18 protein-coding genes are annotated in these 26,169 nt (G+C 71.6%); 5 read left to right on the top strand and 13 right to left on the bottom strand.

What is annotated here, in order from left to right:
• Window positions 1-160: 160 nt before the first annotated feature.
• Window positions 161-3,064, bottom strand: coding sequence for a glycoside hydrolase family 48 protein (locus ACZ45E_RS23390; protein WP_468223464.1), 2,904 nt, complete (start codon window positions 3,062-3,064; stop codon window positions 161-163).
• Between the two features lie 286 nt (window positions 3,065-3,350).
• Between ACZ45E_RS23390 and ACZ45E_RS23385 the strand changes: the two genes are divergently transcribed.
• The 3 genes from ACZ45E_RS23385 to ACZ45E_RS23375 all read left to right on the top strand — a co-directional run bounded on the left by ACZ45E_RS23385 (window position 3,351) and on the right by ACZ45E_RS23375 (window position 7,770).
• Window positions 3,351-4,832, top strand: a complete 1,482-nt coding sequence (locus ACZ45E_RS23385) for a cellulose binding domain-containing protein (RefSeq protein WP_468223461.1) — start codon at window positions 3,351-3,353, stop codon at window positions 4,830-4,832.
• Window positions 4,833-4,951: 119 nt separating this feature from the next.
• Window positions 4,952-6,694 carry a glycoside hydrolase family 6 protein gene (locus ACZ45E_RS23380; RefSeq protein ID WP_468223458.1) on the top strand — a complete coding sequence of 581 codons (1,743 nt, stop codon included), beginning with the start codon at window positions 4,952-4,954 and terminating at the stop codon, window positions 6,692-6,694.
• 173 nt (window positions 6,695-6,867) lie between these two features.
• Window positions 6,868-7,770, top strand: coding sequence for a class I SAM-dependent methyltransferase (locus tag ACZ45E_RS23375; RefSeq protein WP_468223457.1), 903 nt, complete (start codon window positions 6,868-6,870; stop codon window positions 7,768-7,770).
• Between the two features lie 98 nt (window positions 7,771-7,868).
• On the opposite strand, the gene ACZ45E_RS23370 is transcribed toward ACZ45E_RS23375, so the two are convergent.
• The 6 genes from ACZ45E_RS23370 to ACZ45E_RS23345 form a co-directional block, all read right to left on the bottom strand.
• Window positions 7,869-8,660, bottom strand: a complete 792-nt coding sequence (locus ACZ45E_RS23370; RefSeq protein ID WP_468223659.1) for an aldo/keto reductase — start codon at window positions 8,658-8,660, stop codon at window positions 7,869-7,871.
• Window positions 8,661-8,826: 166 nt separating this feature from the next.
• Window positions 8,827-9,564: an ABC transporter ATP-binding protein gene (locus ACZ45E_RS23365; RefSeq protein ID WP_468223455.1), complete on the bottom strand. Its 738-nt coding sequence runs from the start codon at window positions 9,562-9,564 to the stop codon at window positions 8,827-8,829.
• Window positions 9,561-12,251, bottom strand: coding sequence for an ABC transporter permease subunit (locus ACZ45E_RS23360; protein WP_468223452.1), 2,691 nt, complete (start codon window positions 12,249-12,251; stop codon window positions 9,561-9,563). The genes ACZ45E_RS23365 and ACZ45E_RS23360 overlap by 4 nt, the downstream gene beginning before the upstream one ends.
• A gap of 22 nt (window positions 12,252-12,273) precedes the next feature.
• Entirely contained in the window at window positions 12,274-13,527 is a 1,254-nt protein-coding gene (locus ACZ45E_RS23355; RefSeq protein WP_468223450.1) for an ABC transporter substrate-binding protein, read from the bottom strand.
• A gap of 110 nt (window positions 13,528-13,637) precedes the next feature.
• Entirely contained in the window at window positions 13,638-15,464 is a 1,827-nt protein-coding gene (locus ACZ45E_RS23350; RefSeq protein ID WP_468223448.1) for an AMP-dependent synthetase/ligase, read from the bottom strand.
• 345 nt (window positions 15,465-15,809) lie between these two features.
• Window positions 15,810-16,685, bottom strand: a complete 876-nt coding sequence (locus ACZ45E_RS23345) for a LysR substrate-binding domain-containing protein (protein WP_468223446.1) — start codon at window positions 16,683-16,685, stop codon at window positions 15,810-15,812.
• 124 nt (window positions 16,686-16,809) lie between these two features.
• On the opposite strand from ACZ45E_RS23345, the gene ACZ45E_RS23340 reads away from it, so the two are divergent.
• Window positions 16,810-17,853: a bile acid:sodium symporter family protein gene (locus ACZ45E_RS23340; protein ID WP_468223443.1), complete on the top strand. Its 1,044-nt coding sequence runs from the start codon at window positions 16,810-16,812 to the stop codon at window positions 17,851-17,853.
• On the opposite strand, the gene ACZ45E_RS23335 is transcribed toward ACZ45E_RS23340, so the two are convergent.
• The 3 genes from ACZ45E_RS23335 to ACZ45E_RS23325 form a co-directional block, all read right to left on the bottom strand.
• Window positions 17,798-18,994 carry a hypothetical protein gene (locus ACZ45E_RS23335; RefSeq protein WP_468223441.1) on the bottom strand — a complete coding sequence of 399 codons (1,197 nt, stop codon included), beginning with the start codon at window positions 18,992-18,994 and terminating at the stop codon, window positions 17,798-17,800. The genes ACZ45E_RS23340 and ACZ45E_RS23335 overlap by 56 nt on opposite strands.
• Window positions 18,995-19,056: 62 nt before the next feature.
• Window positions 19,057-20,922 (bottom strand): exo-alpha-sialidase, encoded by a 1,866-nt coding sequence (locus tag ACZ45E_RS23330; RefSeq protein WP_468223439.1) that lies wholly within the window; start codon window positions 20,920-20,922, stop codon window positions 19,057-19,059.
• A gap of 155 nt (window positions 20,923-21,077) precedes the next feature.
• Complete coding sequence (locus ACZ45E_RS23325; RefSeq protein WP_468223437.1) at window positions 21,078-22,004, bottom strand: quinone oxidoreductase family protein; 927 nt, start codon at window positions 22,002-22,004, stop codon at window positions 21,078-21,080.
• Window positions 22,005-22,111: 107 nt separating this feature from the next.
• Between ACZ45E_RS23325 and ACZ45E_RS23320 the strand changes: the two genes are divergently transcribed.
• Entirely contained in the window at window positions 22,112-22,555 is a 444-nt protein-coding gene (locus tag ACZ45E_RS23320; protein WP_468223434.1) for a MarR family winged helix-turn-helix transcriptional regulator, read from the top strand.
• A 68-nt stretch (window positions 22,556-22,623) separates the two neighbouring features.
• Here ACZ45E_RS23320 and fdhD read toward each other — a convergent pair whose 3' ends face one another.
• From fdhD to ACZ45E_RS23305, 3 genes are read right to left on the bottom strand one after another with little or no spacing between them, the layout of a single operon-like run.
• A complete protein-coding gene (fdhD, locus tag ACZ45E_RS23315; RefSeq protein WP_468223432.1) occupies window positions 22,624-23,484 on the bottom strand; it encodes a formate dehydrogenase accessory sulfurtransferase FdhD in 861 nt (286 codons plus the stop codon).
• A 7-nt stretch (window positions 23,485-23,491) separates the two neighbouring features.
• Window positions 23,492-24,352: a 2Fe-2S iron-sulfur cluster-binding protein gene (locus ACZ45E_RS23310; protein WP_468223431.1), complete on the bottom strand. Its 861-nt coding sequence runs from the start codon at window positions 24,350-24,352 to the stop codon at window positions 23,492-23,494.
• Window positions 24,349-26,154 carry an NADH-ubiquinone oxidoreductase-F iron-sulfur binding region domain-containing protein gene (locus ACZ45E_RS23305; RefSeq protein WP_468223429.1) on the bottom strand — a complete coding sequence of 602 codons (1,806 nt, stop codon included), beginning with the start codon at window positions 26,152-26,154 and terminating at the stop codon, window positions 24,349-24,351. The genes ACZ45E_RS23310 and ACZ45E_RS23305 overlap by 4 nt, the downstream gene beginning before the upstream one ends.
• Between the last annotated feature and the right edge of the window lie 15 nt (window positions 26,155-26,169).

The raw sequence follows: 26,169 nt of genomic DNA, 5'->3' as shown, positions 1-26,169 counted from the left end.
TTGCAGAGGGGGTGGCCAAGGGGGGGAGTGCGTTTGCGGGGGGAAGGGGGGTTTTGGGGGGGGGTTCCGGAGGAGGGGGGGGGGGGGGGGGGGGCGGGGGGGCCCCGGGGGGGGGCCCCCCCCCGGCCCGATGTGCACGGAGCCGTCGCCGGCGGGGCGTCTATTCGAGCAGCTCCGCGTAGGACCCCATGGCGAGCGCGATGTCCGCCTGGGCCCAGAACCGGTGGTACGTGAACGTCGGTGCCGCGCCGCCCGCCAAGTAGGCCTCGACCTTGGGCCAGTTGGGGTCGTCCTTGTAGAAGGAGCGCAGCGAGGAGAACGTGGACGAGGAGTTGATCGCGTCACCGTTCGGCATCGTGCCCGTCCAGCCGCTCGGCACGTAGACCGGGTCGTCGAACCGGCTGTAGTCGGTCCGTGTCTCCGGCACCGCGATACCGAGCGCGTCCTGGTCGTGCTCCCACATGCCGTCGAGCAGCGCCTTCGCCGTGCTCTTCGCCTGCGCGTCACCCGACTTGGCGGCGTAGTACGTCAGGGTCTTCGCGTACGCCGCGGCGACGCCTACATCGTTCGTGTAGTCGGCGACCTTGACGTGAAGTCCCGTATTGCCACCGGGAGTCGACGCGTTCCAGGTGTCGGGCTTGCCCGACCACTGGAGCGTCGAGGGGATACGGAACGTGCCGTCGGGGTTGACGGTCGTCTCGGACAGGGCCCAGTCGACCCACTTGTCCAGGACCACCTTCGCGTCGGCGTCGCCCGTCTGCTGGTAGTACTCGGCGACGCGCTCCATCGACCACGCCTGGAAGCCGAACCACTGGTTCGACGGCGGGTCGTGGTAGACCGGCGCCTCGTCGTAGAACATGCCGTAGAAGGTCGGCGTGCCCGACGGCGGGGTGCCGTAACTGCCGCCCCAGCTGTTCGTCGCGCCGCCCGCGATACCGCCCTCGTCCGACTGCAGCCAGCGGTAGAACTCCAGCTGCCGGTCGAGCGACTTGGCCCAGTCCGCCTGTCCCGTCGCCGACTTGGGCTTCAGATCGGCGGCCGAGGAGAGCGCGTACGCGGCGAGCGGGTTCTGGTAGCCGCCGTGCGTATGGCTCGAACCGATGCGCCAGGCCCAGCCCGCCGAGGTGTCGGCCGCGCCGCCCCAGGCGTAGTACCAGGACATCAGGTAGTGCGAGGCGTCCTTGCCGGTGCCGGCCGGGCAGGAGGTCGGCCCGACGCAGTTCCCGACCTTCTTGAAGTACTTGTCGTACATCGAGTACCGCAGGTAGTCGCCCATCTTGGCGGCCTTGCCGACGGTCGCCGACACGTCCGAGCCCTTGCCCTGCTGCTTGGCCCACACGTCCGCCCAGTAGGCGGCCTGCACCGCCCGGGCATCGGCGTCCGGGGCGTTGGTGAACTTCCACTGCTTGGCGTAGGAGGAGTCGCCGGTGAACAGGTCCAAGTACCCGTTCTTGCCGCCGTACTTGAAGGCGTCGCACGTCGGCTGCGGCACCGTCTCCCACACCGATTCCTGCGCGCCGCGCTGGAAGGTGTTGATGTAGGACGGCCCGGTGGCGCTCGGACCAGCCTCGCACTTGCCGGGTTCGTTCCCGTAGCCGTAGACGTTGTCGACGTCCTGGAGCCAGTGCATGCCGTAGACGTCGTCCGTGCCGTACGCGCTCCTCAGCTCCGCCGCGATCGGGTCGGGGCCGACGGGGACCGACGGGTCGAGCTTCGCCGGGTACTGGGACGGCAGGTCGTGCTCGGGCGCGTACGTCGCGGGCTTCGAGGCGTTGTACGAGGAGTTCGTCGGCTGGTCCGCGTGGGTGGGGATCATGTACTTCTCCATGAGGCCCCACGCCCCGTTGAACTTCGACCAGTCGCCGCTCACCTTGCCGTACATCGCCTGGAGCCACAGGAGGTAGCTGTACGCCTCCGACGTCGTCTCGTGGCCCTGGTCCGGCGCCTCCACGATCAGCGTCTCCACCGAGTGGTACGGGACGCCCTCCGGCGAGAAGTAGCCGTTCGCCGGGTTGGTGATCTTCCCGTAGAGGTCGAGGAAGCGGGCGTCGTACGTCTTGGCGGCGGCCAGCTGGGTGGCCGTGACCGTGGCCTTCGTGTGGCCGGGGGCCGACACCGTGAAGGTGGCCGCGCCCGTCCCCGAGGAGTCGGCCGCGATCGTCACCTTCTGGGCCGTGCTCCAGTTGGCCGGCGTGAAGGTCAGGCTCGCGCCGGAGGAGACGGACAGGCCGGTGTTGCCGCCCGTACGGGCCGCCGTGACCGTGACGTTCGACGCCGGCTGCGTCGAGAGCTTCACGTCGAAGGAGCCCGACTTGCCCTGCTGGACACCGAGTTGGGACGGCGTGGCGACCACGGCGGGGCCCGCCGCGACGGTGATGCCGACCGGCGTCGACTCCCCGGCCGCGCCCTGGCTGTCGTACGCCTTCGCGTACAGGGAGTGCGTCCCGGTCGCCAGACCGCCCGTGCCCAGCTCGTACGGCGCGGTGGTGTCCGTGCCGAGCAGCGCCGTGTCGTCGTAGAACTCGACCTTGTCGACGCTCGCCCCGTCGGCCGCCGCCGCGGTCGCCGCCAGCGGGACGTTGTCGCCCGCCGAGTAGACCGCGCCGGCCTTCGGGCTGGTGAGCACCGCGACCGGAGGCTGATGGGCACCGGCGCAGGTCGTGCCGTTGATCGCGAAATCGGTGGGTGCCGAATTCGCGCCACTGTACGTGAATTGCGCGCCTGCCGACGCGGCGGCGCCGACCGCGATCTTGGCGTTGTACGAGAGGCTTTTCGCGGTGATCGTCTTTCCGGACTGCGTCCAGGCCGCGTTCCAGCCGCTGGCCAGTTTCTGGTTTCCGCCGTAGCTGTAGGTGAGGGTCCAGCCGTCGATCGCCGCGGTGCCGCGGTTGGTGATCGTCACATCGGCCGTGAAGCCGGAGCCCCAGTCGTTGGTCTTGTAGTCGATGCTGCACGCAACTGCCGCTGCCTCAGCGGTGGTTGGCAGTGTCGCGAGTGTGGCGAGCGGTAGTGCCAGGGTGGCCGCGACAGCGGTCCACAGCCGCCGGGCCGGTCTGTGTGGCATGCCTGGTTCCTCCTTGCGGTTCGGGGGAGCGGGGGGTGCGAAAGGATGGTGAGTGACGTGGGCGTCACAACCTGTGAACCAGTGGGAGCGCTCCCAAGGATGGGGACGAGGGAATTGAGGGTCAAGAGGGTTGAAGAGTCGAATTAATTCGACAGTAAGAATTCGTAACTCCTCTGTTGCTTGACGGCAGTTCCTTCTCTACAGTCCACCAGCAACCAGTGGGAGCGGTTCCATCAGTGGACGCGCCGGCCTGTGCCGGTCGTGTCCGAGCTGCAAGGAGTCGCTCATGCGTCACCCCCCGCGCCGTGTGCTGTCCGCAACCCTGCTCGCGTGTGCCGTCTCGGCGGCCGCGCTCGTCCCCCTGACCGGCACCGCGACCGCGGCCGCCCCCGCCTGCTCGGTGGAGTACTCCGTCACCGGACAGTGGGGCGGCGGCTTCCAGGCCGCCGTGAAGGTCACCAACAACGCTGCCGCGAAAAACAGTTGGGACCTGACCTTCGCCTTCGCCGACGGCCAGAAGGTCACCCAGGGCTGGGCCGCGAAGTGGTCCCAGTCCGGCACGGCCGTGACCGCGTCCAACGAGTCCTGGAACGGTGCGCTGCCCTCCGGCGGCACCGTCTCCGCCGGGTTCATCGGCTCGTGGTCGGGCGCCAACACCGTGCCGACGGCCTTCAAGCTGAACGGCACGACCTGCAACACCGACGTCACCGACCCGACGGACCCCACGGACCCGACCGATCCGGGGGACGACGGCGCGGCCCCGGCCCTCAAGGTCTCCGGGAACAAGCTCGTCGACGGCGCAGGCGCCACGCACCGGATCCTCGGCGTGAACCGCTCCGGCGCCGAGTTCATGTGCGTACAGGGGTACGGGATCTTCGACGGTCCGGTCGACGACGCGTCCGTCGCGGCGATCGCCGACTGGAAGGCCAACGCCGTCCGGATCCCGCTCAACGAGGAGTGCTGGCTCGGCCTCGCCAACATCAAGCCCGAGTACGCGGGCGTCAACTACCAGAACGCGATCAAGGAGTTGGTGACCAAGGTCAAGGCCCACGGAATGACGCCGATCCTGGAGATGCACTGGTCCTACGGCCAGTACACCGGGAACTCGGCGGGCTGCACCGACCTCCACGCCACCTGCCAGAAGCCGATGCCGGACGCGCAGTACGCGCCCAGCTTCTGGTCGTCGGTGGCCAGCGCCTACAAGGACGATCCGGCCGTTGTCCTCGACCTGTTCAACGAGCCGTATCCGGACCGCGCGACCTCCAGCCTCGCGGACGCGTGGGCCTGCTGGAAGGACGGCGGCACCTGCCCCGGCATCGGCTACGAGGTCGCCGGCATGCAGGATCTCGTCGACGCGGTACGCGGCACGGGGGCCAGGAACGTGATCCTCGCGGGCGGCCTCGCCTACTCCAACGACCTGGGACAGTGGCTCGCCCACCGGCCCGACGACCCGGCCGGCAATCTCGCCGCGGCCTGGCACGTCTACAACTTCAACACCTGCGCCACCGAGAGCTGCTGGGACTCCACGCTCGCGCCCGTCGCGGCCCAAGTCCCGTTGGTGGCAGGGGAGATCGGCGAGAACACCTGCTCGCACGGGTTCGTCGACCGCGTCATGAAGTGGTTCGACGACCGGAAGCTGTCGTACCTCGGCTGGACCTGGAACACCTGGGACTGCTCCTCAGGACCGTCCCTGATCAGTTCCTACGACGGCACACCGACCGCGTTCGGGATCGGCCTGCGCGACCACCTGCGCGGCCTCTCCGGATGAGGGCCCCGCACCCCACCGACCACCTCCACCTCGCGGACCGTCCGCGCCCCACGATCCATCGTCACCTCATGATCCACCCGCACGAACCCCTCACCCCCGAGAAAGGGACACCGCACACCATGAGCCGTACCAGAACGCGAGCCGGGACCGCCGTGCTCGCCGCCCTCACCCTCACCGGCGCCGCCTTTGCCGGCACCGCCGCCGCGCTGCCCGCCGACGTCGCGGTGGGCGCCGCGGCCGCCGGATGCAGCGTCGACTACAAGGTGCAGAACCAGTGGGGCAGCGGCTTCACCACCGCTGTCTCCGTCACCAACAACGGCGCGGCAGTCAGCAGTTGGAACCTCACCTGGACCTTCGCGGGCGACCAGAAGGTCACCAACGGCTGGAACTCCGACCTCACCCAGTCCGGCGCGAACGTCACCGCCAAGAACGCCTCCTACAACGGCGCCCTCGCCACCGGCGCCTCCGCGTCCTTCGGCTTCAACGCCTCCTACAGCGGCACCAACGCCGTGCCCGCCACCTTCAAGCTGAACGGCGTGACCTGCAACGGGGCCACCGACCCGACGGACCCGACCGACCCCACGGATCCGACCGACCCGACCGACCCGGGCACCAAGGTGGACAACCCGTACGCCGGCGCCAAGGTGTACGTGAACCCGGAGTGGTCCCAGAAGGCCGCCGCCGAACCCGGCGGGACCGCGATCTCCAACCAGCCCACGGGCGTCTGGCTCGACCGCATCGCCGCCATCAACGGCGTGGGTGACGGCATGGGGCTGCGCGACCACCTCGACGCGGCCCTCAGCCAGAAGGGCAGCGGCGAAGAAGTGGTCCAGCTGGTCGTCTACGACCTGCCAGGCCGCGACTGCGCCGCCCTCGCCTCCAACGGCGAGCTCGGCCCGACGGAGATCGACAAGTACAAGAGCGACTTCATCGACCCGATCGCCGCGATCCTCGCCGACCCCAAGTACACGGGCCTGCGCATCGTCACGACGATCGAGATCGACTCGCTGCCCAACCTCGTCACCAACGTCAGCGGGCGCCCCACGGCGACGCCCAACTGCGACGTGATGAAGGCGAACGGGAACTACCAGAAGGGCGTCGGATACGCCCTCGACAAGCTCGGTGACATCCCGAACGTCTACAACTACATCGACGCCGGTCACCACGGCTGGCTCGGCTGGGACGACAACTTCGGCTCCTCGGCCGAACTGTTCAAAACCACCGCCTCCAGCAACGGCGCGAAGCTGTCCGACGTCCACGGCTTCATCGTGAACACGGCCAACTACAGCGCCCTGAAGGAGACCAACTTCACCATCGACGACTCGGTCAACGGGACCTCGGTCCGCCAGTCCAAGTGGGTCGACTGGAACCGCTACACCGACGAGCTGTCGTACGCCCAGGCCATGCGCACCAAGCTGGTGTCGCTCGGCTTCGACCAGAACCTCGGCATGCTGATCGACACCTCCCGCAACGGCTGGGGCGGCGCCGCCCGGCCCGCCGGTCCGGGCGCGAAGACCAGCGTCGACACGTACGTGGACGGCGGCCGCATCGACCGTCGTATCCACCTCGGCAACTGGTGCAACCAGTCCGGTGCCGGTCTCGGTGAGCGGCCGAAGGCCAGCCCGGCCACCGGTATCGACGCCTACGTGTGGATGAAGCCGCCGGGTGAGTCCGACGGTTCGAGCTCCGCCGTCGACAACGACGAGGGCAAGGGCTTCGACCGCATGTGCGACCCGACGTACACCGGTAACGCGCGCAACAACAACAACATGTCCGGAGCGCTGCCGAACGCGCCGGTCGCCGGACACTGGTTCTCCGCCCAGTTCCAGCAGCTCATGAAGAACGCCTACCCCGCGCTGTAGGCACTCCGCGGTCCGTCGGGGCCCGGGCTTCCCGCCCGGGCCCCGGCGGGCCGCGTCGGCGCGCCCGGTCCCGCACCGTTTTGCGCAAACAGCAACGCTGCTTGCTTCTCCGCGGGGCGCCCGAGCATCCTGGGCGCGGACCCCAGGACAGGCGCGAAGGGCGGCGAACCGAGATGGCACACGGCCACCACCAGCACGGCGATCACCAGCACGGGCACCACCAGGGCCACGCCAGCACGCACCCGGACTGGGCCGACATGATCCCGCACCTGGAGCGCAACGCGGAGGTCTACGCACCCCTGTACACACAGGCCCTCGACTGGCTGCGGGCCTCCCGGCCCGGCGGCACCGGGCTGATCGTCGACGCGGGCAGCGGCCCCGGCGCCGTCTCCCGCCGGCTGGCCGCGGCCTTCCCCGAGGCCCGGGTCGTCGCGGCCGACCCCGAGGAGGCGCTGCTCGCCCGCGCCGCCGAGCGGGCCGAGGAGGCGGGGCTCGCCGGCCGGGTGAGCACCCTGCGGGTCGAACTACCCGACGGCAGCGCCGAGTTGCCGGCCGCGGACCTCATCTGGGCGGCCCGTTCCCTGCACCACGTGGGCGACCAGCGGGCCGCGGTCGCCGCGCTCGCCGGCCGGCTCGCACCGGGCGGCACCCTCGCGCTCGTCGAGGGCGGGCTGCCGTCACGCTGCCTGCCGCGCGACTTCGGCCTCGGCCGCCCCGGCCTGCAGACCCGCGCGGACGCCGTGGAGGAGGAGTGGTTCGCCGAGATGCGGGCCGGTCTGCCCGGTGCCAAGCAGGACACGGAGGACTGGGCGGCCCTGCTGACGGACGCGGGACTGACCGGCGCGCGCAGCCGCACCTTCCTCCTCGACCTGCCCGCCCCGCTCTCGCCGGCCGCCCGCGAACTCGTCGTCGAGCTGTGGAAGCGGCGCCGTGACGTCTTCACGGACGCCCTGTCGGTGGACGACATCGAGGTGCTCGGCCGTCTCGTCGACCCGGCGGATCCCCAGAGCCTCTACCGTCGCGACGACGTCTTCCTCCTGACGGCCCATACGGTGCACACGGCCGTCCGGGCCTGAGGGCCGCCGGCCACCGACCGGGCGCGCACCAACGGAACGAGGCCACCGGCGCGGGCATCATCTCTGCCCGCTCCGGTGGCCCCGGTCGCCGTCGAGGCTCAGGCCACGTCGAACGTGGCCGGGTCCGGGCCGAGCCGCCGGTCCTCGTTGAGCGCGCTGATCGCGCCGAGGTCCTCGGTGTCCAGCTCGAAACCGAACACGTCGATGTTCTCCTTGATCCGTGACGGCGTCACGGACTTGGGGATCACCACGTTGCCCAGCTCGATGTGCCAGCGCAGGACGACCTGCGCGGGCGTCCTGCCGTGCTTCCGCGCGATCGCGACGATCGCCGGAACCTCCAGCAGGCCCTTGCCCTGGCCGAGCGGCGACCACGCCTCGGTCGCGATGCCCAGCTCCAGGTGCTTCTCCCGGGAGGCGCGCTGCTGGAGGTGCGGGTGGAGCTCGATCTGGTTGACGGCCGGGACGACGGAGGTCTCGGCGATCAGCCGGTCGAGGTGCTCGGGCAGGAAGTTCGAGACGCCGATCGCCTTGGCGCGACCGTCCGCGAGGATCTTCTCGAACGCCCTGTACGTGTCCACGTACGTGTCCTGGGACGGCAGGGGCCAGTGGATGAGGTACAGGTCCACGTAGTCGAGACCCAGCTTGTCGAGCGAGGTGTCGAAGGCGCGCAGGGTGGCGTCGTGGCCCTGGTCGGCGTTCCACAGCTTCGTCGTGACGAAGAGGTCCTCGCGGGGCAGGCCGGACGCGGTGATCGCCTTGCCCGTGCCCTCCTCGTTGCCGTAGATGGCGGCGGTGTCGATGCTGCGGTACCCGGCCTCCAAGGCCGTCGCCACGGCCTTCTCGGCCTCGTCGTCCGGCACCTGCCACACGCCGAAACCGAGCTGCGGCATCTCGGTGCCGTTGTTCAGGATGATCGGGGGGACCTTGCTCACGAGGTGTCGATCCTTAAGTCGGTGGTTGGTACTCCCATGGTCAACGATCACAGGCGTACCCGCATTCCTGTGCGGGGACCCGCGCGACCTGCCACGGGAGGCGTGCCGGCTACCAGCATGCCAGTCACGTATGTGAATTTTGTACCGGGGCCTGCGTCCCCAGATACGCCTCGCGTACCCGCTCGTCGGCCCGTACTCCCCCGGGAGTCCCGTCGGCCAGCACGCGTCCCAGATCGAGCACCACGACCCGCGTGCACAGCTCCATCACGAACGCCACGTCGTGCTCCACGAGCAGCACCGCGCACCCGTCCTCCGCGGCGAGGCGCCGCACCGTCGCCGCGAGCAGTTCCCGCTCCCCGGCCGTCATCCCCGACGCGGGCTCGTCCAGGAGCAGCACCCGCGGCCGGTCCGCCGCGGCCCGGGCCAGCTCCACCATGCCGGCCTGCCCGGCCGGCAGCGTCCCCGCGTACGCCTGCGAGAGCCCTTCGAGGCCGCAGCCCCGCAGCAGCTCCCGCGCCCGCCCGGGGTCCGCGCCACCGCGCCGCCACTCCTGCGCGACCAGCAGATTGTCCGCCACCGTGAGCTGCCCGAACAGCTGGCGGCGCTGGAACGTACGCCGCATCCCGTGCCGCGCCCGCCACACCGGGGAGCGCCGCGTGATGTCCGCGCCGTCGAGCAGCACCCGGCCCGTGTCGGGCCGCCGGATCCCGGAGACGGCGTCGAACAAGGTCGTCTTGCCCGCGCCGTTCGGCCCGATCAGACCGCACACCTCGCCCGCGGCGAGCCGCAGCCCCACCCCGTCGAGGGCCCGCACCCCGCCGAACCGCACGCCGATGCCCTCGGCCTCCAGTACGAAGCTCATGCCCGGCCCGCCTCCTCGCTCGGCTGCGGCCGGACCGGCGTCGCCGCGATGCCCAGGTAGGCGTCGGTGAGCCGCTCCGCATCGACCTTCTCGCGCGGCCCGCACCAGGTCACCCGGCCCTGCGCGAGATACGCCACCGTGTCGGCGACGCCGAGGATCTCGGACGCCTTCTCCTCGACGAGGAGCAACCCGGTGCCCGCGTCGCGGACTTCGGCGAGCAGCCGGTACACCTCCTCGACGACGCGGGGCGCGAGACCGAGCGAGGGCTCGTCCGCGACGAGTACCCGCGGCGGGCGGTGCAGCAGCGGAGCGAGCGCGAGGAGCTGCTGCTCGCCGCCGGAGAGCGAGCCGGCCGGGACGCCCCGCCGGGCGGCGAGCCCGGCGAAACGTTCGTACACCGCCGACCGGTCGGCCCGGGCGGGCAGTTGGAGTGCGAGGTTCTCGTCGACCGTGAGGGACGGGAAGATGCCGCGTCCCTCGGGGGCCAGCACCACCCCGGCCCGCGCCCGTCGGGCGGCTCCCTCGCGACCCGCGGCGCGCCCGGCGACGCGGACCTGCCCGTGCAGCGGTGTCAGCAGCCCGGCCGCGACCTTGCACAGGGTCGATTTCCCCGCGCCGTTCGGTCCGAGCAGGGCCACGATCTCACCGGGGCGGACAGTCAGGTCGACGCCCTGGAGGACCGGCGCTCCGTCGTAACCGGCCTGGACGCCGAGGAGTTGAAGTGTGGCCTCGTCGTCGGGGACGGCTTCGGAGCGTGGCCGGGCCGGGGTGCCCGCGGCCGCCGCCCCGCGCCGGTGCCGGCGCACCGAGAACGCGGCACAGTACCCGTCCGGGTCGTTGGCGAGCGCGAGCCCCGCGAGCCCGAACAGGATGACCGGCAGCTGCACGGACTCCGTCACGTAGTCGCTGATCAGATGCGGGACGACGGCGAACGTGAGCCCCGCGACCACCGCGAACTGCGGCCTGCGCACCCCCGCCGCGACCACCACCGCGAGCCAGATCAGCCCGGTCATCGCGGTGAAGTCGGTCGCCGTGACACGGGTGTTGTACGAGGCGTACATCACGCCGCCGAACCCGGCGAGGCCCGCCGAGACGGTGAACAGCAGCAGCTTCGTGCGGACGACGGAGATGCCGGAGGCCATGGCCGCGGCCGGCGCCGAGCGCACCGCGAGCATCGCCCGCCCGGCCCGCGACCCCCGCAGCGCGCCGAGCGCCGCCACAGCCGCCGCGCACAGCACGACCATGGCCACGCCCATCGCCCGGTCGTCCCCGAGGTCGACCGGCCCGAACACGGCCCGCGGGATCTCCCAGCCGGTGTCACCGTTGCGCAGCCGGCCCACCTGGAAGAGGACGTGGTCGGCCAGGAAGGCCAGCGCGAGCGTGGCGAGCGCGAGGGAACGGCCGCCGAGCCGCAGCGCGGGCAACGCCACCAGAGCGCCCAGCAGCGCCGCCGCGCACGTCCCGGCGAGGGCCGCGCCGAGGAACGGCCAGCCGTGGCTCATCAGCACCCCGGCGACCAGCGCCGCGCCCGTCACGAACGACGCCTGCGCGAGCGAGACCATCGCCCCGAGCCCGGTCACCACCGTGAACGACATGAACACCAGGGAGATCGCGAGGCCCTGGGCGAGGACCCCGCTCCAGAAGGGTGTCGTCACCGTGTAGAAGGCCGTCGCGAGCAGCACCGCGGCCGCCGCCCACGGCCCCCATCGCCGCGGCCACGACCGGCCGGCGAGATAGTCCACGGGCGGGGCGTCGCTCGCGGCCGTGCCCGCCGTGCGCTGCCGCCGCGTGAGCAGCAGCAGCCCGGCGAAGAGGATCAGGAAGGGCACCGCCGTCCGGAACCCGGTGATCTTCTCGGCGAACGAGGCGTACCCCGCCACGAGGTTCTGCAGCACCCCGAGGCCGAGCCCGCCCGCGAAGGCCAGCGGCACCGACATGAACCGGCCGAGGACCGCGGCCGTCGCCGACACGAACAGGAACAGCGTGAAATCGTGCGCGGAGAGCCCGAGCAGGGGAGTGGCGAGCACGCCCGCGAGGCCCGCGAGCCCCGAGGACAGCATCCAGGCCACCGACGACAGACGGTCCGCGCTCATCCCGCGCAGCTCGACCAGCGAGCGGTTGTCGACGACGGCCCGCAGCCGGAGCCCGAGCGCGGTGTGCCGCAGCAGCAGCCACAGTCCGAGCGCGACGAGGGCGGTCGTCGTCCAGGTGATGAGCTGGTCGGAGTCGATGCCGACGCCGTCCGTCAACTGCCAGTTCTCGGCCGGGCTCGGCCCGACGCCGGGCAGGCCGAACTGGTTCTCCGCGGGCTTCACCGGCGCCCCCGCGCCGTCGAGCAGTTCGACCACCCACAGGCCGAGCGCGGGCAGTGCGACGAGCAGCCCGATCGTCGCCACGATCTGCGCGCTCTCGCCGGCCCGCGCCAGCTTGCGGAACATCAGGAGGTCAAGTCCCCACCCCAGCAGCGGACATGCGAGAAGGACAAGGAGCAGGGCCGTCGGCAGGGCGGGCCAGCCGAGCCCCGAGCGCAGCTCGTAGAAGGCCAGCGCGCAGAGGTACGCGGTGGCGCCGTGCGCGAAGTTGAACAGACCGGACGCCGAGTAGGAGAGCACGAGCCCGGTGGCGAGCAGCGCGTACAGCGCGCCCGAGACCAGCCCGCTCAGGACGAAGGCAAGCAGGTCAGCCATGCGAGAGACCTTTCGGGCGGGCCTACTTGAACGGGATGGGCGGGTAGCACTTGAACGGTGACGACACCCGGTACGCCCCGCCCTTGAGCTGTACGAGGGCTCCGCAGCCGAACGACTCCCGCTGCCCGCGCGGCAGTTCACGGTCGCCGACCATCGTCCCGGAGTCCGCGAAGCCGTCCGCCGCCTTCTGGAAGGAGGCGACGTCGAGCTTTCTGCCCGCCTTCTCGGCGATGGCGAGGAAGAGGTCGGCGCTCATGTACCCGGTCATCATGTGCATGTTCAGGGGGACGTCCTTGCCCGCCGCTCTCCTGATGTCGGCCTTGAACTGCTTCATCGCCGCGGTCGACGACTCGAACGGTTGGAAGGAGAGCAGGACGTGCACCCCGTCGAGCGCCTGCTTCGTCGCGGTCTTGGCGAGCAGGCCGGGGTCGTAGTCGGTCGGGTCGGTCAGCACCCCCTTGAAGCCGGTGCGCTTGACGGCCGTGAACAGCCCGATGTTGTACGGCGTCTGCATCACGGAGACGACCACGTCGGGCGCTTTGCCGCCGTCGCCGCGCAGCAGTTCCTTGGTGTACGCGGACCAGTCGCTGGGCACCGACGTGGCGGGCACGGACGCCTTCGCGTACGTCACCTTGTAGCCGGCCGCGGCGAAGGACTGCCGGTAGGTGCGGATGGCGAAGGTGCCCGCGTCGTTGTCGTTGGCGAGGATGGCGACGGACCTGCCCCGCGCGCCGCCCGTGACGTTCTTGAGCCCCTCCGGCCAGGTCTGCGAGATCGTGCCGCCGGGGCTCGGCACCATGCAGCCGCCGAAACCGTAGATGTACGCAGGCCCGCAGAAGGTCGGCAGCGTGCCCCAGCCGAACGTCGGTACCCGCTGCTTCTGCAGGAAATCGGCCCCGGAGAACGTCACCGAGCTCATCGGGGCGATCGCGAACACCTTGTCCCGCTGCACGAGTTTGCGGGCCGCTGCCAGATTCTTCGCCGGGTCCTGGCCGTCGTCCTCCGCACCCAGGTAGTCGATCTTCCGGCCGTGGACGCCGCCCTCGGCGTCGGCCCGCGCGAAGCGCGCCCTCGCGCCCAGGTCGGTGTCCTTCTTGCTGTACCCGCTCGCCGTCGTCATGGAGACGATCCCGCCCACCTTGACGGCGTCGTCGCTCACCCCGCGTACGGAACCTCCCCCGTCCGCCGACGAACCGCCGCTCGCGGTGGAGTTGCAGGCGGTGGCGATCAGCAGCGCCGCCACGGTGGCGGTGATGGCGCGGATGGGTCGCGACACGGTCGGCCTCCTCCGTCGAAGTGAGGCAGATTCTGTGTCGGACCTGACGAAGCGTCAATAACTGACGCAGTGAAACTTGATGGCTCGTCAGAAACCGGTGTCGCGGCGGATCATCCCCGGTACAGGGCGTCCACCTCGGCCGAGTACGCCGACTCGATCGACTTCCGCTTCAGCTTCAGCGAGGGGGTGAGCAGCCCGTGCTCCTCGGTGAACTGATGGGCCAGGATTCGGAACGTACGGATCGACTCCGCCTGCGAGACGAGCGTGTTGGCGGCGACCACCGCACGCCGCACCTCCATCTCCAGGTCGCCGTCGCGCACCAGGTCCATGGGGGTCATCAGCTGTTTGCCGCGCATGCCGAGCCAGTGCTCGACGGCCTCGGAGTCGAGCGTGACGAGCGCCGCGATGTAGGGGCGGTCGTTGCCCACGACGATGCACTGCGCGACGAGCGGATGGTCCCGGACCCGCTCCTCCAGTTGCTGCGGCGAGACGCTCTTGCCACCGGAGGTCACCAGGATCTCCTTCTTGCGCCCGGTGATGGTGAGATAGCCGTCCGCGTCGAGGGCGCCCAGGTCACCGGTGGCGAGCCAGCCGTCGTGCAGGGCGGAGTCCGTCGCCTTGGGGTCGTTGAGGTAGCCCTGGAAGATGTTGGCGCCGTGCAGCCAGATCTCGCCGTCGTCCGCGATGTGCACGGTCGTGCCCGGAATGGCCTTGCCGACCGTGCCGTAGCGGGTCTGCTCCGGCGGGTTCGCGGCGGCCGCCGCCGTCGACTCGGTCAGTCCGTAGCCCTCGTAGATGGCGACGCCCGCGCCCGCGAAGAACAGGCCGAGCCGCCGGTCCATGGCCGAGCCGCCGGACATCGCCTGCCGCACCCGGCCGCCCATCGCGTCGCGCACCTTGGAGTACACCAGCTTGTCGAAGACCGAGTGCTGCATGCGCAGCGACGCCGACGGCCCCGGGCCGGTGCCGAACGCCTTCGCCTCCTGCGCGTCCGCGTACTTCACCGCGCACTCCACGGCCTTGTCGAAGGCGCCGGCCCTGCCCTCCTTCTCGGCCTTGCGGCGGGCCGCGTTGAAGACCTTCTCGAAGATGTACGGCACCGCGAGGATGAAGGTGGGCTTGAACGCCTGGAGGTCGGGCAGCAGCGCCGCCGCGTTGAGCTGCGGCTGGTGCGCCAGCTTCACGCCACCGCGCACGGCGGCGATCTGCACCATCCGCCCGAAGACGTGCGCCAGCGGCAGGAAGAGCAGGGTGGACGCGACGCTGTCCCGCTTGGAGGCGAAGACCGGCTCCCAGCGCGACACCATCGTGTCCGCCTCGAACATGAAGTTCGCGTGCGAGATCACGCAGCCCTTGGGGCGGCCCGTCGTGCCGGACGTGTAGATGATGGTGGCGGTCGAGTCCGGGGTGACCGCGCGGCGGTGCCGGTGCACGGTCTCGTCGTCGATGTGGGTGCCGGACGCCGACACCTCGCCGACCGCGTCCGCGTCCAGCTGCCACAGCCGCCGCAGGTGCGGCAGCCGGTCGATGACCGTGGCGATGGTCATGGCGTGGTCCTCGTGCTCCACCACCGCGGCCGTCACCTGGGCGTCGTAGAGCATCCAGAAGACCTGCTCGGCGGAGGAGGTGGGATAGACCGGGACGACCTGGGCGCCGATGGTCCACAGCGCGAAGTCGAACAGCGTCCACTCGTAGCGCGTGGGGGACATGATCGCGACCCGGTCGCCGAACCGGATGCCCTGGGCGAGCAGACCCTTGGCGAGGGCCAGTACCTCGTCCCGGAACTGGGCCGCGGTGACGTCGTGCCACTGGTTCCGCTTGTCCTTGCGGCCGAAGGCGATGTGTGAGGGGTCCTCCAGGGCGTGATCGAAGACGACGTCGGCCAGGCCGCCCACCGGCGGCGCCGTCGCCAGAGCGGGGTTGGTGAACTCGCGCAAAGTTGCTCCTTGTGGCGCTCCGCACAGCGTCGGTGACGGTACCCGACCGCGCGCCTCGGCGGGAGGGGTACCAAGTCGCCGGAAGCGCGCGGAATATGCACAGGTCAGCCGGGTAAATGCGGCCACAAGGGAAGGGGCGGGACAGATTACTTACGCATCAGTAAGTTTCGGTGGCGTAATCTCCCGGCGCTCTTCACCGGCCTCCACGGAATCTGTACGGAGAGGTCACCGAGGCGCCCCGACCGGCTTTTTGCACGGAGCAGTCGGTTCCGCATCGAGGGCCGGGGCCGACCGTACCAGGACGCGCAGGGCGGGGCCCGCGACGAGGGCCGCGCAACCGTCCGGCTACCGGGCTGCCCGGTGCAGGCGGTCCCCGCCGGCCAGGATCGCCCGGGCCAGAGCGGATCCGGCCCCGCCCTGATCCCGCCCCCGGCCCGCGGAATCGTGCAGCAGCACGAAATCGACCTCCCCCAGCTCCGGAAGCCCCACCCGGTCGGGGACCCGCACGAGCCCCGGAGGGATGAGCCCGCGCGCATGGGCCATCACGCCGAGACCGGCCCGCGCCGCCGCGATCAGCCCGTTCAGCGATCCGCTCGTGCAGGCGATCCGCCAGGGCCGCCCGTGCCGCTCCAGCGTCTCCAGGGCCATCGCCCGCGAGATGCCGGGCGGCGGATAGACGATCAGCGGCACCGGCCGCTCCGGGTCGATCCGCAGCCGCTCGGCCCCGATCCACACCATCCGGTCGTGCCACACGGACTCACCGCGCGGGTCCTGCGGCCGTCGCTTGGCCAGGACCAGGTCGAGCTTCCCGGCGTCGAGCTGCTCGTGCAGCGTCCCCGACAGCTCGACCGTCAGCTCCAGATCGACCTCGGGGTGCTCGTGCCGGAACGACTCCAGGATCTCGGTGAGCCGGGTCAGCACGAAGTCCTCGGAGGCCCCGAACCGCAGCCGCCCGCGCAGCCGCGTCCCCGTGAAGAACGCCGTGGCCTGCTCGTGCACCTCCAGGATCCGCCGCGCGAAGCCGAGCATCGCCTCCCCGTCCTCCGTCAGCTCCACGGAGTGCGTGTCCCGCGTGAACAGCGTGCGCCCGGCCGCGTCCTCCAGGCGCCGCACGTGCTGGCTGACCGTCGACTGGCGCACTCCGAGCCGCCGCGCCGCCTGCGTGAAGCTCAGCGTCTGCGCGACGGCGAGAAACGTCCTGAGATGCCCGGGGTCGTACATACCCCGACCCTATCGCCGCTCATCACGCGGCACGATCACAGTCAGAGCGGTATGCAGGATTCCCGATCACGGTGATCAGGGGGACCATGGAGAGGGCACGACCTGAACCGAGAGCAAGGAACCAATGGAACGCCTGCACCGGCCGCGCTGGATGCCGATCGACCCGTACATCATGGCGTTGATCGCGACCGTCGGCCTCGCCGCACTCCTCCCGGCCCGCGGCGCCGCCGCCGATGTCGCCTCCGGCGCCTCGACCGGGGCGGTCGCCTTCCTCTTCTTCCTCTACGGGGCCAGACTCTCGACCCGCGAGGCGATGGACGGCCTGCGGCACTGGCGGCTCCATGTCACGGTCCTCGCCTGCACCTTCGTCGCGTTCCCGCTGCTCGGTCTCGCCGCCCGCGGCCTCGTCCCCGTCCTGCTCCCGCGGAACCTCTACGAGGGCCTGCTCTTCCTCACCCTCGTCCCCTCCACCATCCAGTCGTCGATCGCGTTCACCTCGATCGCGCGCGGCAACGTACCGGCGGCGATCTGCGCCGGCTCCTTCTCCTCCCTCGCCGGCATCGTCCTCACGCCCCTGCTCGCCGCGGCGCTGCTCGGCAGCGGCGGCGGGGGCTTCTCCGCCGACTCGCTCGTCAAGATCGTGCTGCAACTGCTCGTGCCGTTCGTCGCGGGCCAGTCGCTGCGCCGCTGGGTCGGCGGCTTCATCGCCCGCCACAAGAAGGTTCTCGGTTACGTCGACCGCGGCTCCATCCTGCTCGTCGTCTACACGGCGTTCAGCGAGGGCGTGGTGCAGGGCATCTGGCACCAGGTCAGCGCCGTCCGCCTGGCGGGCCTGCTCGCCGTCGAGGCCGTGCTCCTCGCGGTGATGCTCACCGCGACCTGGTACGGCGCCAAGGCCCTCGGCTTCGACCGCGCCGACCGGATCGCCGTCCAGTTCGCGGGGTCGAAGAAGTCCCTCGCCTCCGGACTGCCCATGGCGAGCGTCCTGTTCGGCGCGCACGCCTCGCTCGCGGTACTGCCCCTGATGCTCTTCCACCAGATGCAGCTGATGGTGTGCGCGGTCATCGCCAAGCGCCGCGCGAAGGACCCCGAGGAGCCGACCGGCGAGCCGCTCAGCCCAGTCGCAGCGACACGAACCGCGGCCGGTACAGCGACACGTTCCGGCTGAGGTGCGCCTGCGCGGTGGCGGGCGCGGCGTCCAGCCAGTTCACGTCGTAGCTCAGCACCAGCCGCCCGCCGCCGCTCAGGTCCCGGTGCACCTGCGGGTTGTACGCGGCCACCGTGCCGTCCGGCAACGCGGGCGCGAACCCCTTCGCGGGGCCGTGCCAGGGCCCGGTGGGGGAGCACGCCCAGTACGAGGTCACGGTCGTCAGCCCCGCCGTCCCCGCCGCCATGGTGAACAGCACGTACGTCCCCGAGTCCCGCACCACACCGAACGCGCTCCCCACCCCGCGCCGCCGCCCGTCCCCGAGCACCGGCGCCGCCCGGGCGCCGGCCCGCCAGTGCCGGCCGTCCCAGTACTCCCAGGACCGCGTGGAGCCGAGCCGCCCGCGCGGGACCCGGGCCACATAGGCGCGGTGCACGGCGGCCTGCCCGTCGTCGCCGCCGAACACGTACGTCCACGCGCCCTCGTCGACCATGGTCGTGCCGTACAGCACCCGGCGCGCCGGGTCCGGCACCTGACGCTGGTCGAGGACCTGCGTGATGCCCTCCAGGCGCAGATCCGGCAGGGACAAGGTGGCCACCTCGGTCGCTGTCGGCACCCCGTAGATGTACGGGCCGGTGCCCGCCGTACGCGTCCACAGCAGGACGCGTACGACCGACGCGTCCGAGCCGGGGGAGCGCGGCTCCACCCGCGCCGCGACGGGCCACCGCCACTCGCCCGCCCCGGTGTCCGGGAACATCGGCGCGGCCACGGTCCGCTCGATCCGCCCCGAACGCCCCATGACCACAGCGGAGTTACGCACGAACGGGGCGTCCGGGCCACGCCAGGAGTGCGGCTCCCCGACCGGGTTGGGCGGCGGCCGCACGGCTCCCAGATACGTGTCGGAGAACAGCCAGAGCACCCGGCCGTCCGGCAGTCGCACGGAGTGGGTCCCGTCGCCGCCGGTCCAGTCGTCGGTGCGGGCGGCGTCGTCGCCGTAGCGGGTGAACTCCCCGTCCAGCGCGGAGTCCGGCTCCCAGGACGTCACGGAACGGGCCGCGCAGGCCGAGCCGTCCTCCCGCCGAGCGGGAACGGCCACGAGTATCAGCACAAGCCCGCAGGCGAGCGCCAGGACCAGCCCCGCCAGGAGCACGGGGAACCGCACGACCGGCCCCCACCGGCCGCGAGACGCCCACGTTTCCTCACGGCCCCCCACAGGACGCGACGCTAACCCCCCGGCCGCACCCGATCCAGCGGCAGCCACAGAACGGTCCGCCCGCCGGAGGTGACCCGCACGTCGTCGAGGGCCCCGCCGAAGAACGCCCGGCTGTCCATCCGCTGCCCCACATGCACCCCGAACGGCGAGTTCCGGCTCACCGATCCGGGTACGCCGGCCGCGCTCGCGACCACCGCCCCGTCGACGGACAACGTCAACCGGCCGCCCGCACGGCGGAGTCGGACCTGATGCCACGCCCCGTTGTTGTACGCGGACGAACTGCTCACCGAGACGGACCGCGGGGCACCCGCGCCGTCCCGCACAGTGATCGAGCCGGTGATCCGGTGCGAGGCGGGCTCACCGCGCAGCCACACCTGCGGCTGCGCCGCCCCGACCCCGCCCATCCACAAGAACGGCTGCTCGCCGCCGGTCGCGGTGTACCTGAACCGCAGCGACGCCGTGAACTCCCGCGCGCCCAGGGCGAGTCCCGGGCGGAAAGGCAGCCGGACCGCGTCGTCGACCCCGTCGAACGAGACCGCCCGCCCCACCGCGTCGGCCGTCACCGACGCCCCGCCGAGGACAGCGGCGCCGCGCGCGTGCCGCGCCCGGTCGTCCGTCGTCGGGCCGGCGCCGCGCCGCTCCTTCAGCCGGCCGGGCGTGAAGCGGACGAAGCGGATCTCGTCGCGGGCGTCCACCGCGCCGCCCTCGTACACCAGGCCCACCTGGTCCCGGCCGGCCCGCACCAGGTCCGAGTAGCCCGACCAGTCCGTGGTCACCACGGTGGCCCGGTCGAAGCTGTCCCAGGTGCGTCCGCCGTCGTAGGAGGAGCGGACGGTCATGGTGCGCCGCCGGTCCGGGTCGCCGGGGCAGGCGAGCAGCAGCCGCCCGCCCCCGCCGACGGGCAGGACCGAGCACTGCACCTGCGGCGCGTACAGGTCGGGGAGCGCCGCGAAGGGGCGGGCGAACGAGTTCCCGCCGTCGCGGCTCACCGTGTGCGTGCGGTGCCCGGGGTCGGTGCCGTCCTGCTCGCGCCCGCTGACGTAGACCGTGCCGTCGGGGAGTTCGGCGAGCGTCAACTCGGAGGGCTTCTGGCGGAACGTGCCGTCGTCCGCGACCGGCCACGAGTCCTTCGCGCCGGTGCGCCAGTGCTCGCCGTGGTCGTCGCTGATCAGCAGGGCGGCGTGGTTGGCGGTGATCCGGGCGCCGCCTCGCGTCTCGGCGTTGACGGTGAGGACGAGGCGCCCGCGGTGCCGGCCCCTGGTGAGCTGGATGCCGTGCACGGGGCCGGTCGCGTACCAGGAGTTGAAGTCGGGGGAGAGCAGTGCGCCGCTGAGATCGCGCGGCGCGGACCAGGAGCGTCCGTCGTCGTCGCTGTACTGGAGGTGCGGGGTGCGAGCGCACGGCACACCGCAGTTCCCGTTGCCGGTGCGGCCCGTGTTGTACGTCTCCGCGAGCATGATGCGGCCGGTCCGCAGGTCCACGACCGGCGCCGGGTTGCCGTGGGTGTCGCCCGCGCCCTCGTTGACGACCTGGAGCGGCGACCAGGTCAGGCCGCCGTCCTCGGACCGCTTGACGACGATGTCGATGTCGCCGGCGTCTGCGCAGTCGTTCGTGCGCCCCTCGGCGAAGGCGAGCAGGGTGCCCTCGGCCGTCCTCACGATCGCGGGGATCCGGTAGCAGGCGTACCCCGGATCCTGGGACGCCTTGAACAACACCTGCTGTTCGAAAGGGGGTTGGAGCTGCTCTCCGATGGTGGTGGTGGCGGCGCGCGCGGCCCCTGGCGCGGGCGGCGCGGGCAGTACGGGCAGTGCCGCGGCGACCGCGAGCGCCACCACCACGGATCTCGGGCGTGCGCGGAGTAGCTTGCTGCGGCGCATGGCGTGTCCCACCTTCCAGGTGAGCGACTGGATACGGACAACGGGACATCCCGTGTCCAACGTATGCATTCCAGGCATCACTGGAGCCGCTCGCCACCCCGTAGGAACCGCGCGTCACGAGAACAGACGACCGCGATCCAGGGGGCTCACGGGACTCAGGGGATGAGGACGACCTTGCCGAGGTTGCCTCGCTCCTCGATCACCGCATGCGCCCGCGCCGCGTCGGTGAGCGCGAACTCCGCGTGGACGACCGGTTTCAGAGCCCCCGTCAGGAACAGCCGCCACAACTCCTTGCGCCACAGGTCGTACGTCTCGGGCCTGCCGCGGGCGAGGAGGGCCATCTGGAACCCGATGACCGACTTCGCGCCGACGAGCAGGTCGTACGCCTCCACGGTCCCGCCGCCCGAGCTGTACGCCACGAGCCGCCCGTACGGCGCCAGGGCGGCGACCGCGGGCCGCAACAGCTCGCCGCCGACCGCGTCGAGGACGTACTCCACCGGCTCGCCCCAGGATTCGGCGTCGTACGCCACGACGGCGTCGGCCCCGAGCCCGCGCACGAAGTCGCCCTTGCGGTCCACGTCGGAGACGGCGGCCACGACCCGGGACGCGCCCTCCAGCCGGGCCAGTTGCAGCGCGAGGTGGCCCACACCGCTCGCCGCCGCCGTCACCAGCGCCGCCTCGCCCGGCTCCGGCCGCGCCGCCCGCAGCGCCCCGTAGGCGACGAGCCCGCTGCGGACGAGCGCCACCGCGTCGACCGCGCTCGCCGCGTCCGGCACCGGAGAGGCCATCGCCACATGGAGCAGCGCGTGGTCGGCGTAACCGTGGCCGAGGACCAGGCCCGTGACGCGGTCGCCGGGTGCGTACGCCCGCACGCCCTCGCCGAGCGCGACCACCTCGCCCGCGATCTCGCCGCCGAGCGCGATGGGCGCCCGGGGTTCGCGGACCTTGCGGACGACGGGCAGGGTGACGCCGATCGCCTCGACGCGTACCAGCAGCTCGCCGGGGCCGGGCGCGGGGACCGGCACCTCCTCCAGGAACAGGACCTCGGGACCACCGCTGTGCGTGTACCGGACACGACGCATGCGCCACCACCTCCACGGATCGACCAACCGTTGGGATTCCCAACGTTCGGTCGAGGATAGGGGCATCTTCGTTGGGAAGTCCAACGGAATTTCGGTACGCTGAGCCCATGAGCACGCCATCCAGCGCCCCGAGCACCATCCGCGACCTGCCGAGCTGGCTGCTGGGGCGGGCCGCCGCGCGGGGCCGCGCCCTCGTCGCCGAGGCACTGGCCGAGCAGGGGCTGAAGATGTGGCACCACGTCGTCCTCGCCGCGGTCGCCGACCTGGAGCCGGTCGCTCAGGCCGACCTCGTGCGCAGCGTCCAGCTCGACCCGAAGGACATGGTCGGTGTCCTGAACGATCTCCAGGGCGCGGGCCTCGTCGAGCGCGCCCCCGACCCCCGGGACCGGCGCAAGAACGCGGTCACCGTCACCGAAGAGGGCGCCCGTCTCGTCGAGGTGTGCGCCCGCGCGGCCCGCGGCGCCAACGACGCGCTGCTCGCCCCGCTCTCGGCGGCCGAGCGCGAGCTGTTCCTCGGCCTGCTCCGCCGGGTGTCCGGCACATCGGCGTAGGGGCCCGGCCGGCGCAGGGGGCGCTCCCCGCCGGTCCGGACCCCCGCCACCGTGCCGCGGGCGCCGGGTCAGCCGTGCTGGTGCGAACCGGCCGTCGTGGCCCGCAGGGCGACCCGGTGCTCACCCGCGTACACGTTCATGGAGGTGCCCCGCAGGAAACCGATCAGGGTGAGGCCGGACTCGGCGGCCAGGTCGACGGCGAGCGACGACGGCGCCGACACCGCCGCGAGCACCGGGATGCCCGCCATGACGGCCTTCTGCGCCAGCTCGAACGAGGCGCGGCCGGAGACCATGAGGACCGACCGCGACAGCGGCAGGTCCCCGTTCTGCAGAGCGCGGCCGACGAGCTTGTCCACCGCGTTGTGCCGGCCCACGTCCTCCCGTATGTCGACGAGACGCCCCTCCTCGTCGAAGAGGGCCGCCGCGTGCAGGCCCCCGGTCCGGTCGAAGACGCGCTGGTCCTCGCGGAGCCGGTCGGGGAGCGAGGCGAGCAGCTCGGTCGAGAGCAGGACCGGGGGAGTGTCGGCGATGGGGAACCGGGCCGTGGTCCGTACCGCGTCGAGGCTCGCCTTGCCGCACAGCCCGCAGGACGAGGTCGTGTAGACGTTGCGCTCCAGCGTGATGTCGGGCAGGACGACCCCGGGCGTGGTCCGCACATCGACCACGTTGTACGTGTTCACCCCGTCGGCCGTCGCGCCCGCGCAGTACACGATGTTCTGCAGGTCGTCGGCGCCGCCGAGCACGCCCTCGCTGACCAGGAAGCCCGCGGCGAGCGCGAAGTCGTCACCGGGTGTGCGCATGGTGATGGCCAGCGGCTTGCCGTTCAGCCGGATCTCCAGAGGCTCCTCGGCGACGAGGGTGTCAGGCCGGGTCGACACCTGCCCGTCCCTCACCCGGATCACCTTGCGCCGTTCCGTGACTCGTCCCATGTCCTGATCAGTCCCGGTTCTGTACGTGCTGGTAGCCGAAGCGGCCCTTGATGCAGAGGTTGCCGTGCGTCACCGGGTTGTCGTGCGGTGACGTGACCTTCACGATCTCATTGTCCTGCACATGGAGCGTGAGGTTGCAGCCGACTCCGCAGTACGCGCACACCGTCGTGGTCTGCGACTGCGCCGGCTCGTCCCAGGTACCCGCGGCCCGCATGTCGAACTCCGACTTGAACGACAGCGCGCCCGTCGGACACACCTCGATGCAGTTGCCGCAGTACACGCACGCCGAATCGGTCAGCGGCGCGTCCTGCTCCACCGCGATCCGGGCGTCGAAACCGCGCCCGGTGACCGAGATCGCGAAGGTGTTCTGCCACTGGTCGCCGCAGGCGGCGACGCACTTGTAGCAGAGAATGCATTTGTCGTACTCGCGCACGTAGAGGTCGTTGTCGAGCCGCGGTTCCTCGTCGAGACGGGCCGCGTCCGGCCCGAACCGGTCCGGCTCCGCCTCGTACTCCTTCAGCCACGAGGCGACCTGCGGTGTCGTCGACAGGTCGACCGAGGACGCCAGGAGTTCGAGGACGACCTTGCGGCTGTGCCGGGCCCGCTCGCTGTCCGTGCGCACCTCCATCCCGGGCTCGGCCTTCCTCGAACACGCGGGGACGAGGGTCCGGGCGCCCGTCACCTCCACGACACAGAGCCGGCAGGCGTTCTTCGGGGTCAGCGTGTCCCCGTGGCAGAGCGTCGGGATGTCCTTCCCCGCGGCGCGGCAGGCGTCGAGGACCGTCGCCCCCTCGGCCGCGCGCACCGGCGCGCCGTCGATCGTGAACTCCAGCAGACGGCGGGGGATCCCCAGTTCGACGGCGGTCATGACGCGTACGCTCCCAGACGGTCGATGGCGGACTCGATGGCGTTCCAGGCGGTCTGGCCGAGACCGCAGATCGAGGCGTCCTTCATGGCGCGCCCCACCTCGCGCAGCAGCGCGATGTCGTCGTCGGCGGCGATGCCCTTCTTCTCGGCGATCCGGTGCAGCGCCTCCTGCTGGCGCACCGTTCCGACCCGGCACGGCACGCACTGCCCGCAGGACTCCTCGCGGAAGAACTGGGCGATGCGCAGCAGGACACGCGGCAGCGGCAACGCGTCGTCGAACGCCATCACCACGCCGGAGCCGAGCGTGGTGCCCGCGGCGCGGGTGCCCTCGAAGGTGAGCGGGATGTCCAGCTCGTCGGGGCGTACGAAACCGCCCGCGGCGCCGCCGAGCAGGATCGCCCGGAGCGGGCCCGGGGTACCGGCGAGGGCGAGGAGGTCGCCGAGGGTGGCGCCGAAGGGCACTTCGTAGAGGCCGGGCCGGTCGACGGCGCCGGAGACGCAGAACAGCTTGGGCCCGGTCGACTGCCCGGTGCCGACGGCCGCGTACGCCTGCGCGCCCATGGTCAGGATCGGCAGGACGTTGACGAGGGTCTCCACGTTGTTGGCCGCGGTCGGCTTGCCGAACAGCCCCTTCTCGACGGGGAACGGCGGCTTGGAGCGCGGCTCGCCCCGGTAGCCCTCGATGGAGTTGAACAGCGCGGTCTCCTCGCCGCAGATGTAGGCGCCCGCGCCGCGCCGGATCTCGATGTCGAAGGCGAACCCCTGCCCGAGGATGTCCTCGCCCAACAGGCCCCGCGCGCGGGCCTGTTCGACGGCGTGGCTCATGCGGGCGAGCGCCCGCGGGTACTCGCCGCGCAGATACAGGTAGCCGTGGTGGGCGCCCGTCGCGTACGCCGCGATCGTCATGGCCTCAACGAGCGCGTACGGGTCGCACTCCATCAGGACCCGGTCCTTGAAGGTGCCGGGTTCGGACTCGTCGGCGTTGCAGACGAGATAGTGCGGGCCGGCCGGCTGCGCCGCGGTGGCCTGCCACTTCCGCCCCGTCGGGAACGCGGCGCCGCCCCGCCCCACGAGCCCCGCGTCGGTCACTTCCCGGATCACCCCGGCGGCCCCGATGGCGAAGGCCCGCCGCAGCGCGGCGTACCCGCCCTCGGCCCGGTAGTCGTCGAGGGAGGAGGGATCGACGCGGCCGACGCGCTTGAGGAGGACGAGAGCGGGGTCACCGGCTTGCGGCACGGCCGCAGACGCGACGGGTTCCCCTCGAGGAGCGGAGTCCGGGGCAGCGCCCCGCGGCAGTCCGACGGGCGCGGCGGAACAGGGAGAACCCGCCCGCACCAGCAACGCCGCAGGCGCCCGCTCGCACAACCCCAGACACGGCGACTCCTCGACCCGCACATCGGCCCCGAACCGCCCCCGCGCCGACTCGCACAGCTCCACGCCCCCGACCCGGGCACAGGCAAGGTCCGTGCACACGTGCAACACCGTCGCGGGACGCTCCCGCACAGAGAACATGGAGTAGAACGTGGCCACCCCGTACGCCTCCGCGGGCGGCACCGTGAGCCGCCGGCACAGATAGTCCAGCGCACCAGGGCTGATCCATCCCACCCGGTCGTTGACCGCGTGCAGCCCCGGCAGCAGCAGGTCCCGCCGCGCACGGGCCGCCCGCCCGCCCCGCGCCCAGCGCAGATCGGCGTCGGAGCGGTCGTCGGCCCCCTCCCACGCGGATTCCGGCGGCCCGAGCAGAGCGTCGAGCGCCTCCCGCTCCTCGTCCGTCGGTTTGCTGTCACCGAAGCGCAGATCCACGTTTCCTCAGCCCCT

This window comes from Streptomyces sp. NPDC030991 (assembly GCF_055571235.1).
This window is presented reverse-complemented; position numbering and strand designations above follow the sequence as displayed.